At 69.5% G+C, this 14311-nt stretch carries 17 protein-coding genes; 10 read left to right on the top strand and 7 right to left on the bottom strand.

What is annotated here, in order from left to right; genetic code table 11:
- The first annotated feature begins 50 nt into the window (after window positions 1-50).
- Together fzlA and queG are read left to right on the top strand one after the other, a co-directional pair.
- Entirely contained in the window at window positions 51-737 is a 687-nt protein-coding gene (gene fzlA / locus C1707_RS06650; RefSeq protein WP_101711110.1) for an FtsZ-binding protein FzlA, read from the top strand.
- Window positions 718-1800 carry a tRNA epoxyqueuosine(34) reductase QueG gene (queG, locus tag C1707_RS06645; protein WP_101711111.1) on the top strand — a complete coding sequence of 361 codons (1083 nt, stop codon included), beginning with the start codon at window positions 718-720 and terminating at the stop codon, window positions 1798-1800. Before fzlA ends, queG begins: the two co-directional genes overlap by 20 nt.
- On the opposite strand, the gene rfbC is transcribed toward queG, so the two are convergent.
- Entirely contained in the window at window positions 1788-2354 is a 567-nt protein-coding gene (gene rfbC, locus C1707_RS06640) for a dTDP-4-dehydrorhamnose 3,5-epimerase (protein WP_101711112.1), read from the bottom strand. The genes queG and rfbC overlap by 13 nt on opposite strands.
- Window positions 2355-2366: 12 nt before the next feature.
- Window positions 2367-3584: a glycosyltransferase gene (locus C1707_RS06635; RefSeq protein ID WP_101711113.1), complete on the bottom strand. Its 1218-nt coding sequence runs from the start codon at window positions 3582-3584 to the stop codon at window positions 2367-2369.
- Between the two features lie 70 nt (window positions 3585-3654).
- On the opposite strand from C1707_RS06635, the gene C1707_RS06630 reads away from it, so the two are divergent.
- The gene (locus C1707_RS06630) at window positions 3655-4677 is read left to right on the top strand and encodes a glycosyltransferase family 2 protein (protein ID WP_101711114.1); all 1023 of its coding nucleotides are present in this window, start codon (window positions 3655-3657) and stop codon (window positions 4675-4677) included.
- On the opposite strand, the gene argE is transcribed toward C1707_RS06630, so the two are convergent.
- The gene (gene argE, locus C1707_RS06625) at window positions 4640-5818 is read right to left on the bottom strand and encodes an acetylornithine deacetylase (RefSeq protein WP_101711115.1); all 1179 of its coding nucleotides are present in this window, start codon (window positions 5816-5818) and stop codon (window positions 4640-4642) included. The genes C1707_RS06630 and argE overlap by 38 nt on opposite strands.
- A gap of 158 nt (window positions 5819-5976) precedes the next feature.
- On the opposite strand from argE, the gene purU reads away from it, so the two are divergent.
- The 4 genes from purU to C1707_RS06605 all read left to right on the top strand — a co-directional run bounded on the left by purU (window position 5977) and on the right by C1707_RS06605 (window position 7912).
- Window positions 5977-6819 (top strand): formyltetrahydrofolate deformylase, encoded by an 843-nt coding sequence (purU, locus tag C1707_RS06620; protein ID WP_101711116.1) that lies wholly within the window; start codon window positions 5977-5979, stop codon window positions 6817-6819.
- A gap of 105 nt (window positions 6820-6924) precedes the next feature.
- Entirely contained in the window at window positions 6925-7248 is a 324-nt protein-coding gene (locus C1707_RS06615) for an ArsR/SmtB family transcription factor (protein WP_205686828.1), read from the top strand.
- 2 nt (window positions 7249-7250) lie between these two features.
- Window positions 7251-7457 (top strand): hypothetical protein, encoded by a 207-nt coding sequence (locus C1707_RS06610; protein WP_101711118.1) that lies wholly within the window; start codon window positions 7251-7253, stop codon window positions 7455-7457.
- Window positions 7457-7912, top strand: a complete 456-nt coding sequence (locus C1707_RS06605; protein WP_205686827.1) for a hypothetical protein — start codon at window positions 7457-7459, stop codon at window positions 7910-7912. Before C1707_RS06610 ends, C1707_RS06605 begins: the two co-directional genes overlap by 1 nt.
- A 57-nt stretch (window positions 7913-7969) precedes the next feature.
- Here C1707_RS06605 and C1707_RS06600 read toward each other — a convergent pair whose 3' ends face one another.
- Both C1707_RS06600 and C1707_RS06595 read right to left on the bottom strand, forming a co-directional pair.
- Complete coding sequence (locus tag C1707_RS06600; RefSeq protein WP_101711119.1) at window positions 7970-10105, bottom strand: TonB-dependent receptor domain-containing protein; 2136 nt, start codon at window positions 10103-10105, stop codon at window positions 7970-7972.
- Between the two features lie 156 nt (window positions 10106-10261).
- A complete protein-coding gene (locus C1707_RS06595) occupies window positions 10262-10783 on the bottom strand; it encodes a BamJ family beta-barrel-assembly machinery protein (RefSeq protein ID WP_101711120.1) in 522 nt (173 codons plus the stop codon).
- A 172-nt stretch (window positions 10784-10955) separates the two neighbouring features.
- Here C1707_RS06595 and galU point away from each other — a divergent pair, with 172 nt between their 5' ends.
- Together galU and C1707_RS26625 are read left to right on the top strand one after the other, a co-directional pair.
- Window positions 10956-11825 (top strand): UTP--glucose-1-phosphate uridylyltransferase GalU, encoded by an 870-nt coding sequence (galU, locus tag C1707_RS06590; protein ID WP_101711121.1) that lies wholly within the window; start codon window positions 10956-10958, stop codon window positions 11823-11825.
- Window positions 11826-11883: 58 nt separating this feature from the next.
- Window positions 11884-12012 (top strand): hypothetical protein, encoded by a 129-nt coding sequence (locus C1707_RS26625; RefSeq protein ID WP_240633884.1) that lies wholly within the window; start codon window positions 11884-11886, stop codon window positions 12010-12012.
- 47 nt (window positions 12013-12059) lie between these two features.
- Here the strand turns inward: C1707_RS26625 and C1707_RS06585 are convergent, their stop codons facing one another.
- Window positions 12060-13262, bottom strand: a complete 1203-nt coding sequence (locus C1707_RS06585) for a threonine ammonia-lyase (protein WP_101711122.1) — start codon at window positions 13260-13262, stop codon at window positions 12060-12062.
- A 177-nt stretch (window positions 13263-13439) separates the two neighbouring features.
- On the opposite strand from C1707_RS06585, the gene C1707_RS06580 reads away from it, so the two are divergent.
- The gene (locus C1707_RS06580) at window positions 13440-14090 is read left to right on the top strand and encodes a NeuD/PglB/VioB family sugar acetyltransferase (protein WP_164467296.1); all 651 of its coding nucleotides are present in this window, start codon (window positions 13440-13442) and stop codon (window positions 14088-14090) included.
- Between the two features lie 18 nt (window positions 14091-14108).
- Here C1707_RS06580 and C1707_RS06575 read toward each other — a convergent pair whose 3' ends face one another.
- The gene (locus tag C1707_RS06575; RefSeq protein ID WP_101711124.1) at window positions 14109-14309 is read right to left on the bottom strand and encodes a hypothetical protein; all 201 of its coding nucleotides are present in this window, start codon (window positions 14307-14309) and stop codon (window positions 14109-14111) included.
- Window positions 14310-14311 lie beyond the last annotated feature (2 nt).

The raw sequence follows: 14311 nt of genomic DNA, 5'->3' as shown, positions 1-14311 counted from the left end.
TAAGCAAAGCGGCGCATCGATCAGACGATGCAGCCTGAACGCATGTGGGCATGAGCGTCGAACGCACTCTTCACCATTTCCCGTTGGACCCGGCCTCGCGCCAGGTGCGCCTCGCGCTGGGCGAAAAGCGGGTGGCGTTCTCCGAGGTCCAGGTGCGCTATTGGGAGTCGCCGCCGGAGTTCACGGCGCTGAACCCGTCGGGCCTGACGCCGGTGCTGGTCGAGACCCGCCACCAGCGCACCGCCGTGATCTGCGAAAGCCGCGCCATCCTCGAGCATATCGAGGAACAGGAGCCCGAACCGGCCCTGCTGGGCCGCGAGGCCGGCGAGCGCGCCGAGGCCCGCCGCCTGATGCAGTGGTTCGACCGCAAGTTCGACAACGAGGTCAACGGCTTCCTGCTGCACGAGAAGATGGAAAAGCGCCTGCTGCGGATGGGCGCGCCGGACCTCTCCTCCCTGCGACGCGGCCGAGACGCCCTGCGCGATCATCTGGGCTACATGGAAAGCCTGCTGCAGCAACGCGACTGGCTGGCCGGCCGCCGCATGAGCCTGGGCGACTTCGCCGGCGCGGCGCACCTTTCCGTCATCGACTATTTCGGCGACGTGCCGTGGAAGGACTTCCCCGCGGTTCGCACCTGGTACATGAAGCTGAAATCGAGGCCGTGCTTCAGGCCCATCCTGGCCGATCGCTGGCCCGGCCTCGCGCCGGCCGCGCACTATGACGACCTCGACTTCTGACCTGACGCCCAAAGACCGTTTTCTGGCCATCCGGGACGAGATCCGCCGCGAAGCCCTCGCGCTGGGCTTCGACGCGTGCGGCTTCGCGTCGGCCGCCGACGCCTGGCCGAACGGCGAGTGGCTGCGCCAGTTCGTGGCCGAGGGCCTGCACGGGGCCATGGGCTGGATGGAGGAGACGCTCGAGCGGCGCAGCCACCCCACCGCCATGTGGACGAACGCCCGTAGCGCCGTGGTCCTGGGCGTCAACTACGGCCCCGACATCGATCCCCTGACCCAGCTGGAGCACCGCGACCGCGCCGCCATCAGCGTCTACGCCCAGGGCGACGACTATCACGACGTGGTCAAGAAGCGCCTCAAGCAGCTGGCCGGCTGGATGCACCGCCGCTGGGGCGAGGAGGTCAAGGTGTTCGTCGACACCGCGCCGCTGATGGAAAAGCCGCTGGCCCAGCGCGCGGGCCTGGGCTGGCAGGGCAAGCACACCAACCTCGTCTCGCGCCAGTTCGGCTCGTGGCTGTTCCTGGGCAGCGTGCTGACCACCCTGGACCTGCCGCCGGACCCGGAGGAGTTCGACCGCTGCGGCTCGTGCCGGGCTTGCCTGGACATCTGCCCGACGAACGCCTTCCCAGCGCCCCACCGGCTGGATGCGCGGCGCTGCATCTCCTACCTGACCATCGAGTTGGCCGGCCCGATCCCGGACGAGTTCCGCCCCCTGCTGGGCAACCGAATCTACGGCTGCGACGACTGCCTGGCCGCCTGCCCGTGGAACAAGTTCGCCAGCCTGTCGGCCGAGGCCAAGTTCCACGCCCGCGAGACCTTGAAGACCCCGGCCCTGGCCGACCTGGCGGCGCTGGACGATCCGTCGTTCAGGGCCCTGTTCAGCAAGAGCCCGATCAAGCGCATCGGCCGCGACCGCTTCGTGCGCAACGTGCTCTACGCCATCGGCAACAGCGGCGATCCCGGCCTGCTGGCCGTCGTGCAGCCGCTGCGCGCGGACGCGGACGAGACCGTCCGCGACGCGGCCGACTGGGCCGCCTCGCGCCTGGCGGGCGCTCAGGCCTCGTAGGCGTAGGGACTGGCGAGGTCGGCCAGCAGCGGGGCAGACGCGTCGCGGGCGTTGGCGGTCAGTTCGGCGCGCGGGATCGTCCAGTCGACACCGATGGCCGGATCGTCGAAGCGCACCGCCCTCTCGGCCTGCGGCGCGTAGTAGCCGGTGACCTTGTAGAGCACCTCGCACTCGTCGGTCAGCGTGCAGTAGCCGTGGGCGAACCCTTCGGGAACCAGCAGCTGCAGGGCGTTGTCGGCCGACAGCTCGGCGCCGACCCACTGGCCGTAGGTGGGCGAACCCACGCGGATGTCCACCGCCACGTCGAAGATCGCGCCGCGCACGCAGCGCAGCAGCTTGGCCTGGCCGTGCGGCGGCCTCTGGAAGTGCAGCCCGCGCACGATGCCGCGCGTCGTCGAGCGCACGTGATTGTCCTGCACGAAGGTCCCGCCCTCGAAGCCCGCCTCGTCCAGCGCCGACTGGCGGAAGGTCTCGGAAAACCAGCCCCGCTCGTCGCCGTGGCGCGCGGGGGCGATGAGCAGGATTTCGGGAATGGCCAGGGGCGTGATGTTCATGGGGCGTCTTCGTCAAAGAGCCGCGGCGGCGGTCGCGCCGATCGCGGACAGGGAAAGTCGGGCGGCGATCGCATCCCGGGCCCGCCGGCCCAGCGCGGCGCGGGCGCCGGCGTCGTCGATCAGGGCGGCCAGGGCGGCGGCCGCCGCGTCGAGGTCGGGATCGGCCCAGACGTCGTCGGCGTAGAGCCCCTGCGCGTCCTCGACCGGGATCAGGCCGGCCGGCGCCAGCACGGCGTTGTCCTGGTCCATGAAGTCGAGGTTGCCCGACCAGCCGGTCGCCACCACCGCCTTGCCCGCGGCCATGGCTTCGGCCGGAAACAGGCCGAAACCCTCGGCGCGATGCAGCGAGAGCAGGATGTCGCTGGACGCCAGCAGGCGGTCGCGGTCGTCGGCGCTCATCGACTCGGTCAGCAGGCGCACGCCCCCCGCCTCGCCGATCGCCGCGCGCACGGCCGCGGCCGCCTCGGGCGCATCCTCGGCCCCGACCGTCTTCAGCACCAGCATGGAGGGCGCGGCGCTGCGTGCGGCGGCCCGGCGATAGGCCTCGATGGCCCCCAGCGGGTTCTTGCGCGCGATCGAGGAGCGGAAGTCGAAGGCGCACAGCACGACCACCACGCCCTCGGGCAGGCCGAAGCGGCCGCGATCCGGAGCAACGTCGGACACGGCCACGGGATGGGGCATGACGCGAACGGTCAGTCCGCGAGGCGCGGCGGCCCGCACGGCGTCGGCGGTGAAGGTCGACGGGGTCCAGACCTCGTCGACATAGCGAAAGGCCGCGCGCCAGCCTCGGGGAATGCGCGGCAGCTCCCAGGCCCAGTAGCCGATCGTCCGGCGACCGCGGAAGGGCGCTCCCCGGGTCTCCGCGATCAGGTGGATCAGCTCGACCGGGTTCATGTGGGCGACGAGGACCGCTGGCCCTTCCGGCGGCTGGGCAGGATCGCCGTCGGCCAGCCGACGGGCATGGCCAAGACGCTCGGACACGTCCCAGGCGACCACCCGCCGGCCGGCCTGGCGCAGGGCGCGCGTCAGCCCCCGCGCGGCTTCGCCCAGTCCCAGCACCGCGCCGTGGAAGCCCGCGACGATCACCGGCGCATCGGCGGCCGCGCGCCTGATCCGTCGACGATTCCAGCCGTAGGCGAGCCAGGCGCGAACATAGGGCAGGCGAACCGACAGGGCGTGCGAGGCTCCGGGCGCCATGCGCCAGACCATACGCTTGAGCTGCTTGATCACCTTCGCCTTACCTTTGCAGGGTTCCCTGTGTTAGCGAGTGTCGCGCCGCGTTCAACCAAGCTTTTTGGGCATGCCGACCGTTTCTCCCGCGTTCAGCGTCATCATCGTCGCCTACCAGAGCGGCCCGACCCTGGCCCGCTGCCTGGCGGGCCTGTCGGCTCAGGGCTTCCGCGACTTCGAGGTGCTGCTGGTCGACAACGCCTCGACCGACGGCGCGCCGCAGGCCGCCGCCAAGGCCGACCCGTCGATCCGGCTGATCGAGCCCGGCGCCAACACCGGCTTCGCCGCCGGCAACAACCTTGCCGCCCGGCAGGCGCGCGGCCGCTGGCTGGTGCTGCTGAACCCGGACGCCTATCCGCACCCGGACTGGCTGGCGAGGCTGGCGGCCGCCGTCGAGCGTCACCCCGACGTCAGCAGCTTCGCCTCGCTGCAGCTGGTGGCCGACGAGCCGGGCCTGATGGACGGCGCCGGCGACGTCATGACCTCGGCCGGCATCCCGTTCCGCGGCGGCTATCGCCGCAAGGAGTCGGCCAAGGTCTTCGAGGGCGAGGTGTTCTCGGCCTGCGGCGCGGCGATGATGCTGGACCGCGACCTTTTCCTGGGCCTGGGCGGCTTCGACGAGCGGTTCTTCTGCTACTGCGAGGACGTCGACCTGGGCTATCGCCTGCGGCTGGCCGGCGAGCCGACCCTGCTGATCCCGGACGCCAAGGTCGAGCACGTCGGCTCGGCGACGCTGGGGGTGCGCTCGGACTTCGCCCTGTTCCACGGCACCCGCAACCGGGTCTGGACCTTCCTGAAGAACACGCCCTCGCCGATGCTGTGGTGGAGCGCGCCGCTGCACTTCGCGGTGACCGCCGGCCTCTTCCTGCTGCACCTGCGCCGCAAGGACGCCGGGCCGGTGTGGAAGGGCTTCAAGGCCGCCTTCGTGAAGGCCGACCTGGACCCCATCCTGGCCTCGCGTCGCGAGATCCAGGCCGCCCGCAAGGCGCCGACGGTCGACATCCTGCGGGCCATGGCGCTGGACCCGGTGGCCTTCTTCGGCCGCCGGATCGTCATCAGGCAGTGGCGAGGTCGTCGATCAGACGCCGCATGAACTGGGCGCCGCGCTCCATCTGGGCGATCTCGACATATTCGTCAGGCTGGTGGGCCTGGTCAATCGAGCCGGGACCGCAGATGACGGTGGAGAAGCCCGCGCCCTGGAACTGCCCCGCCTCGGCGGCGTAGGGCGCCACGCGGGCCGGGCCGTTGTCGCCGGCCATGCGGCGGGCGAAGGCCTCGGCCGCGCCATCCTTTTCCGGCGCGAAGGACGGGGTGAGCGAGCGCACCTCGACCTTGACCCCGCCCTCGGGCGCCTTCGCCCGCACCTCGGCGTCCAGCTGGCCCGCCAGGGCGAAGAAGTCGGCGAGTATGGCCTGCGGGTCCAGGCCCGGCGGCGTGCGCAAGTCGAAGACGAACACGCACTGTCGCGCCAGGATGTTCACCGCCGTGCCGCCGTTGACCTGGCCGATGGTCAGGGTCGCGCCCTTGGGCAGGAACGGCGAGGCCGGATCGGCCTGGCGCTCCAGCCGCTCGGACAGTTCGACCAGATGGCTCATCAGCTTGACGGCCACCATGTTGGCCGAGACGCCCAGGTGGGTGAGGCTGGAATGGGCCTCGCGGCCGGTCACCGTCACCCAGTAGCTGGCGATGCCCTTGTGGGCCTGCACGGCGACCATGTCGGTGGGCTCGCCGACCACGACGAGGGCGGGCCTGGGCAGGTCGCGGGCGATGACGGCGATCATGTCGGGGGCGCCCAGGCAGCCGACCTCCTCGTCATAGGAGAAGGCCAGGTGGACGGGACGCTTGAGGTCGGCGGCGACCAGGTCGGGCGTGGCCGCCAGGGCCAGGGCGAGGAACCCCTTCATGTCGCAGGTTCCCCGGCCATAGAGGCGGCCGTCGCGCTGCGTCAGGACCCAGGGGTCGCTGGACCAGGGCTGGCCGTCGACCGGCACCACGTCCGTGTGACCGGACAGGACGACGCCGCCCTCGACCGCCGGGCCGATGCTGGCCATCAGGTTGGATTTGGCGCCGTCGGCGTTGGGCACCCGCCGCGAGGCCACGCCCAGGTCGGAGAGATAGGCCTCGACCCATTCGATCAGGGCCAGGTTCGAGCCGCGCGAGGTGGTGTCGAACGCGACCAGCCTGGCCAGGATGTCGACCGCGCGGGCGGAAAGCGCTTCGGGAGAGGAAACCATGCGGCGAGCCTAGAGCGCGCCGCCCCGGCCCGCCAAGCCCGGGCGACGCAGGCCGGGCAGGATCGTGCCGCGGCCTGAGAAAAGCTCGGCCCGCGCGCAAGAAACGTGCTGCGTCACCGCTTTTCTTCGGCGGGGCCAAGCTTTAGAGGAGACGGACCATGATCCTGACCCTCTCCTGCCCCGACCAGCCCGGCATCGTCGCCAAGGTCTCGACCTTCCTCTTCGAGCGCGGCTGCAACATCCTCGACGCCCAGCAGTTCGACGACCAGGAGACGGGCGACTTCTTCATGCGCGTCGTCTTCGATCCCGACGGCGCCGACCGCGACGCGCTGCGCGGCGAGTTCGAGGCCCTGGCCAAGGGCTTCTCGATGCGCTGGACCCTGCGCGATCCCAACCAGCGCTACCGGGTGATGATCCTGGCCAGCAAGTTCGACCACTGCCTGGCCGACCTGGTCTATCGCTGGCGCATCGGCGAACTGCCGATGGACGTCACCGCGATCGTCGCCAACCATCCCGCCGAGACCTACACCCACGTCGACCTGTCGGGCCTGCCCTTCCATCACCTGCCGGTGACCAAGGAGACCAAGTTCGAGCAGGAAGCCGCGCTCTGGAAGCTGATCCAGGAGACGCGGACCGACATCGTCGTGCTCGCCCGCTACATGCAGGTGCTGTCGGACGGCCTGGCCGCCAAGCTCTCGGGCCGCTGCATCAACATCCACCACTCGTTCCTGCCCGGCTTCAAGGGCGCCAAGCCCTACCACCAGGCCCACGCGCGCGGCGTGAAGGTGATCGGGGCCAGCGCCCACTACGTCACCGGCGACCTGGACGAGGGACCGATCATCGAGCAGGACGTCGAGCGCATCAGCCACCGCGACACCCCCGAGGACCTGGTCCGCAAGGGCCGCGACATCGAGCGCCGCGTCCTGGCCCGCGCCCTGCGCTGGCGCCTGGAGGACCGGGTGCTGCTGAACGGCCGCAAGACGGTGGTGTTCACCGACTAAGGCGGCTTCCCGCCTCAGCCTATCCGGCGTGACGGTTCGCCAACGTCGTCTTGACTCGGTTTCATATGTCAGAAATAACTGACACATGAAACTCGGACTGGAACAGTGATCTCGGGCGACGAGCTGGCGGCGATCCTGTCGGCGCTCGACAACCCGCATCGGCTGCGGATCCTGGCGGCGCTGAAGGTCGGCGGCCGCAACTATGTCAGCCGGCTGGCGCGCGAGATCGGCATCAGCCGGCCTCTGCTCCACCTGCACCTGAACAAGCTCGAGGCGGCGGGACTGGTCACCAGCCAGTTGGAGCTTTCGGCCGACGGCAAGGCCTTGAACTATTTCGAGGTCGCCGACTTCCGCGTCGAGCTTACGCCGCAATCGATCGCCGAGGCGGCCGCGACGCTGTCCGACAAACCCGAAAGGCAAGGGGGCTAACCGTGAGTGCGACCATCTTTCTGCTGACGATCGGCATGCCGCTGGCGACCATCCTGCTGGTCTTCGGCATCATCTACGCGGCCTCGGTCATGCGAGCCAGGATCGCCGCCCAGAACGGCGAAGCGCGACCGCAGGACGTTCTCGACGAACTGGCCGAGATCAAGACGCGACTGGCCGCGATCGAGAAGATCCTCAAGGACGTCGAATAGTGACCGCCCTCGCCCCCCAATCCCTCGCCTCGCCCCCCATGGCCGCGACCGAGGGCGCCGACCTGCCGGCCTGGCGACTGAACCTCCTGCGCTGCGGCTACCTGTTGCTGGTGGTCGGCCTGGGAACCCAGGTCTGGCCCGGCATCGTCGCCCGTCACGCCGGCTGGGAGCTGATGGAAGGCGTGGTGCAATGCATGCTGGGCGCGCTGTCGCTGCTGGCGATCCTGGGCCTGCGCCACCCGCTGCGCATGCTGCCGCTGCTGATGTTCGAGATCGCCTGGAAAGCGATATGGCTGGCCGTCGTGGCCTGGCCCAGGTGGTCGAGCGGCCGGATGGACGAGGATACGCTGGCCACCGCCTTCGCCTGCCTGCTCGTCGTGATCTTTCCGATCGTCATCCCCTGGCGGGTGGTCGCCCGGTCGCTGTTTCTCGGCCCAGGCGCCCGCTGGCGCTGAAGCCCGTCGGACAAAACGCAAATGAAAAGGGGCGGCCGAGAGCCGCCCCTTCCGCTTCTAGAAGTCCACCTGCACCGAGACCCACAGGCGGCGGGGCTCCTGGTTGTTGGTATATTCGGGCGCGTAGGCCACCGGCGTCCCGTAGGGCAGCTGGCGGACGAAGTCCTTGTTGAACAGGTTGTAGACCGTGGCGTTCAGCGTGACCTTCTCGGTCGCCTTGAACGAGCCGCCGAGGTGGAACAGGCTGTAGGCCTTGTAGTCGCCCAGGGCGACACGGGCCGGGCCCTCGCCGCGATAGCGCTCGCTGCGGTATTCGCCGCGCACCCAGGCGTTCACCCGGTCGGTCACCCGCCAGCGCAGGTTGCCGTTGAGCATGTGCTCGGGCGTGTCGGTCAGCTTGCGGCCGGCCTCCGCGCCGCTCTTCTGCTCGCTGTCGGTGAAGGTGTAGTTCAGGCCCGCCGTCCAGCCGTCGGCGAAGCGCCAGCGCGCGGCGGCCTCGACGCCCTGGGTGACGGCCTCGTCGATGTTGATGCTCTGGCCGAAGGTGGCCGCGTTCGGGAAGAAGCCGACGTCGACGCAGCCGGCCGGGCGGCCCTGACCGGAATTGTACTGCGCCTGGTTCAGGCCGAAGGCGCAGTTGGTCACCGGCGGGCCGCTGGCGATCTTGTCCTCGAACTTGTTGTGGAAGACCGTGACGTTGGCCGTGAAGCCGGCCTGGTTGTCGTAATAGGCGCCGGCCTCGGTGCTGGTGCTGGTTTCCGGCTGCAGGCCCGGCGAGCCCAGCAGCGGCAGGCGGCCCTGCTGGCCGAAGCCGTTGATGCCGGGGGCCAGCTGCTCCAGGCGCGGGGTCTTGAAGCCCTGGCTTACCCCGCCCTTGAAGGTCCAGTTGTCGCTGGCGTTCCACACGAGATAGGCGCGCGGGCTGAAGTGACCGCCGAACACGCTGTGGTCGTCGTGGCGCGCGCCCAGGGTCAGGGCCAGACCCTCGGTGAAGCGCCATTCGTCCTCGGCGAACACCGCCCACTGCTCGTGCACGAAGGGCTGCGGCGCGACGCCGTCCTTCATCTCGGCGTCCCAGTACTGGCCGCCGATCGTGAAGGTGTGGTTCTTCCAGCGCGAATAGAGCTTGGTGTCGAAGATGGTGTTGGTGGATTCCAGGTCGCGGGCGCCGCCGGCCCCGGCCACGCCGTTGGGGATGATCCGGCCGATTGTCTCGGTCTTGGCCTGCGAGAGGTTGCTCTCGATCTGGCCGAACGGCAGGCGCCAGTTGTGGGCCAGGGCGATCTGGCGACGGTTGAACTCCAGGGCGTTGGCGTAGCCGCCGGCCGTGGTGTTGGTGCCCATCTGACCTTGGGCGTTGTCGTACCACTGGGTGGACTCGTCGATGTCGAGCCACAGGTCGTGGTCGGCGTGCGGCGTCAGGGTCAGGCGCGCGCCGATCGTGCGCAGCTCGCTCTTGGTGGCGCTGCGACCGAAGCCCGTGATCGGCGTGTCTACGCCGTTGACGGTCTCGTAGGTCAGCTTCGAGGCCTCGCGGTTCAGGAAGCTGCCGCGCACGGCCAGGCCCAGCAGATCACGGACGATCGGGCCGTTGGCGTAGAGGTTGCCGCCGTAGAGATTGCCGAATTCGTCGTCGCCCTGGACGGTGGCGTCGAGGCTGGCCGTGCCGCTCCACCTGGTCCCGACCTTGCGGGTGATGATGTTGACGACGCCGCCCATGGCGTCCGAGCCGTAGAGGGTCGAGACCGGGCCCCGCACCACCTCGATGCGCTCGATGGCCGCCACCGGCGGCAGGAAGCTGGTCGAGGTCTCGCCGAAGCCGTTGGGCGTGACGCTGCCGGCGGTGTTCTGGCGGCGGCCGTCGATCAGGATCAGCGTGTAGTCGCTGCCCATGCCCCGGATGTTGATGTTGAGGCCGCCGGTCTTGCCGACCGCGCCGCCGACGTCGACGCCTTCGACGTTGGTCAGCACTTCGGCGAGGCTCGCCGCGCGCATCTCCTGCAGCTCCTCGCGCGGCACGACGGTGACGCTGGCGGGGGCGTTGACCAGCTTCTGCTCGAAGCCGGCGGCGGTGACGACGACGCCGTCGAGATCAGCCGCGTCCGGCGCGGGCTCGGCGGCCATGGCCGCGCCCGACAGGGCCAGGGCCGCGGCGGACCCCATCAGAACGGAAGCAAACGTGACGCGCGACATCCCCAACTCCAGCCAAGCTTCTTGCGAGTGAGTGTCGCTATCAGCCAGGAGATTTGGGGAGCCAAGCGCTTTGACCGCGGCGCAACGATTTGAAACCAGCTAGCAACGTGGGCGCAAGACAGCGCCCGCTCCCGGTCCGGTTCGTCAGCTTACAGATCAGCTCTTGGGGGCCTGCAGCTTGCTGCGCAGCACGTCGATCAGCTCGATCTTGAACACCAGGGTGCTGCCCGGCGGAATGTCGGCCCCGGCCTGGTTGTCGCCGTAGGCCAGATCGGCGGGCACGTAGAGCATCCACTCGTCGCCCGGGCGCATCAGCTGCATGGCTTCCACCCAGCCCGGGATCAGGCCGCGCAGCGGGAACGAGGCGGGCACGCCGCGCTCGTAGGAGCTGTCGAAGACGACGCCGTCCAGGCGCTTGCCCTCGTAGTGGACCTTGACCTCGTCGATCGGGCGCGGGTGCACGCCGGTTTCCGGGCCCGAGCGGATCACCTTGTACTGCAGGCCGCTGGGCAGAGTGACGACGCCCGGCTCCTTGGCGTTCTTGGCCAGGAATTCGGCGCCGGCGGTCTTGGAGGCCGCCATCGCCGCCTGCCGCGCGGCCAGGTCTTCCTTGGAAGGACCGCAGGCCGCCAGCGAAAGGCTGGCCAGGGCGGCGAGAAGAAGGAACCGAGCGCGCATGAAAGTGTTTCCGATGGCCAAATCCGCGTCCTGAGCTAGCAGGCCTGGCGCGAACATCAATCATTCCGTTGTTGGAACGCATTACCGACACCGTTGTCACGCAACGGTGGTGGCGCGCCGGGGGGGCACGCTCTAGAACCCTGTTCATCCGAGACACAGACACGAGGTGCTCATGAAACCCGTCCGCAAGGCCGTCCTTCCCGTCGCCGGCTTGGGCACCCGCGTCCTGCCCGGGACGAAGTCGACGCCGAAGGAACTTCTCAACGTCGTGGACCGGCCGATCCTGTCCTACATCGTCGAGGAAGGCCGAGCCGCCGGCATCGAGCACTTCGTCTTCGTCACGGGGCGGAGCAAGGGCGCGATCGAGGACTATTTCGACCACCAGATCGAACTCGAGATGCAGCTCGAGGCCAAGGGCAAGCTCGAGATCCTCAAGCAGCTGCGCGACGAACTGCCCAAGCCGGGCGAGATGAGCTTCGTGCGCCAGATGGCCCCGCTGGGCCTGGGCCACGCGGTGTGGTGCGCCCGCGACATCATCGGCGACGAGCCGTTCGCTGTGCTGCTGCCCGACGTCATCGTCGACTCGCCGAAGTCGGCGCTGGCCCAGCTGATCGAGGTCTACGACCAGGTTGGCGGCGGCAACGTCATCGGCGTCGAGGAAGTGCCCGAGAGCGAGACCCACAAGTACGGCGTCGTCGCGCCCAGCAAGGTCGAGGGTCGCCTGGCCACGATGAGCGGCATGGTCGAGAAGCCGGCCAAGGGCACGGCCCCGTCGAACTGGGCCATCGCCGGCCGCTACATCCTTCAGCCCGAGATCTTCGACCTGCTGGCCAGCCAGGAGAAGGGCGCCGGGAACGAGATCCAGCTGACCGACTCGATGGCCAAGCTGATGCAGGACCAGGCCTTCCACGCCTATGTCTACGAAGGCGACACCCACGACTGCGGCGACAAGATCGGCCTGCTGAAGGCCAATGTCGCCCTAGCCCTGAAACGCCCGGACCTGGGCGAGGCGGCGCGCAAGGCGATCTCGTCGCTGCTGTAGGGATCGTCCAGGGCTGAAATTGAAAAGGCCCCCATCGTGTGATGGGGGCCTTTTTCATATGGACACCCAACCTCGTCATCCCGGCCGAAGCGCAGCGGAGAGCCGGGACCCAGGGGACTGGGCTCAGCGCAACGACTTGACGCGCGGCAGGGCCACCGCTGTGCGGCGGCCCCTGGGTCCCGGATAAGCCCTGCGGACTTTCCGGGATGACGAGCCTTGGAGGTTTCCTGCCCCTTACACCGTGCGCGGCGGGTAGCCGTGCTCGCGCAGGGCGTCGATGACTTCCTGGGTGTGCTGTGCGTCGCGGGTCTCGATGGTGATGTCGAACTCCGCGCCCTTGGCAGGCACGTCCAGCGCCAGGCGGTTGTGGTTCACCTCGATGATGTTGGCGCCCATGGCGCCGATCACGTGCGAGACGGTCGACAGCAGGCCCGGACGGTCGTCGCCGACGATGCGCAGGGACACCAGGCGCTGGGCGCGCACCAGTTCGCGGGTCAGCACCGAGGCCAGCAGGCGGGTATCGATGTTGCCGCCGCAGAGGATCAGGCCGCACTTCTTGCCGCGGAACCGCTCGGGATAGGCCAGCAGCGCCGCCAGCGAGGCGGCGCCCGCGCCTTCGGCGATCGTCTTCTCGACGTTGCAGTACAGCGAGACGGCCTGCTCCAGGTGCGGCTCTTCCAGCAGCAGTACGTCGTCGAGCAACGGACGGGCGACGCCGTAGGTCAGCTCGCCGACCTGCTTGACCGCCACGCCCTCGGCGATGGTCTGGCCGCCGCAATGGGCCTGCACGCCGCGCATCTTGGCGGTGAAGGACGGGTACATGGCCGGCTCGCAGCCGACGATGCGGATGCCCGGATTGATGGCCTTGGCCGCCGTGGCCACGCCGCTGATCAGGCCGCCGCCGCCGATCGGCACGGGCATGATCTCCAGGTCCGGCACGTCTTCCAGCATCTCCAGTGCGATGGTGCCCTGACCGGCCATGATGTCGTAGTCGTCGAACGGGTGGACGAAGGTCAGGTCCTGCTCGGCGCACAGCTTGCGGGCGTGGGCGGCGGCGTCGTCGTAGGTCTCGCCCTCGATGACCACGTTGGCCCCGAAGTCGCGGGTGTGCTGCACCTTCACGAAGGGGGTGGTCTTGGGCATGACGATGGTCACCGGCACGCCGAGGCGGGCGCCGTGATAGGCCAGGCCCTGGGCGTGGTTGCCGGCGCTGGCGGCGATGACCCCGCGCTGCTTCTCGGCGTCCGACAGCAGCAAGAGCTTGTTGAGCGCCCCGCGCTCCTTGTAGGCGGCCGTGAACTGCAGGTTCTCGAACTTCACCCACACTTCGGCGCCGGTAATCTTCGACAGCGTCCGCGAGTAGCGGCACGGCGTGCGCTCGATGTGGCCGGCCAGACGATCGGCGGCGGCGCGGATGGCGGTGATGTCGAGGGTCATGAGCTCGCCTAAAAAAACCACGGGAGCCTTAGCCTTGGTCAGCGATCGCAGCAATCGCTATAGATCGCACGGGCGGCGAATCGTCCCCGCCGGAGGCGGGAAGCGAAGTCGCGCGACCCGCGGGGACCCAATCTCGGCCGCAGCGCCCCGGGCGCCGACGACTTGCAGGAAACGCACGTGACTTCCGAATCCATCCTGATCTTCGGCGCCGGCGGCTATGGCCGCTGCGTGGCCGACACGGCGCGCCTGGCCGGCTTCGAGGTCGCCGCCTTCGTCGACATCGCCGCCCGCGAGCCCATGTTCGGCGCGCCGGTGCTGAGCGAGGCCGAGGTCTTCGCCTCGTCGGACCTGCCGCGGGCCGGCGTGGTCGCCCTGGGCGACAACGCGCTGCGCGAACGCACCGTCGAGGCCATCCGCAAGCAGTGGCCCGACTTCCGCTTCGTGACGGTGGTGCACCCCCGCGCCTGCGTGGCGGACTCGGCGGTCATAGAGGAAGGCGGCGTGGTGCTGGCCGGCGCGGTGATCAACCCCGCCGCGGTGCTGGGCGCCCACGCGTCGATCTACACCAACGCCATCGTCGAGCACGACGCGGTGCTGGACGCCTACGTGACCCTGGCGCCCGGCGCGGTGACGGCGGGCACGACCCGGATCGGCCGCCGCAGCTTCGTGGGATTGAACGCCTGCATCAGCCACGGCGTGACGGTGGGCGACGACGTGGTGATCGGCGCGGCCTCGGCGGTGATCAAGCCGCTGGCGGCCCTCAGCGTCGCCGTCGGCGCGCCCGCCCGCGTGGTCCGCGAGCGCAAGGTCGGGGAGCGCTACCTGTAGCGCCTGCCCCGGGGGCGCCTACAGCGTGGACAGCTGCTGCGCGCGCCACTCGCCGCACCAGAAGCCGTGCGAGGTCTGAGGCGACAGGGTTCCGGCGGCCGTGGCCAGCGGCGGATAGCGACGGCAGGCGCCGTCGCCGCCGTCTTCGCCGCGCCAGTAGAAGCACGACGCGCAGGTCTGGCCGTTGAGTTCTGCCCGGTAGGGCGATTTGCGTTCCATCG

It is taken from the genome of Caulobacter flavus (assembly GCF_003722335.1).
Classification (GTDB): Bacteria; Pseudomonadota; Alphaproteobacteria; order Caulobacterales; family Caulobacteraceae; genus Caulobacter; species Caulobacter flavus.
This window is presented reverse-complemented; position numbering and strand designations above follow the sequence as displayed.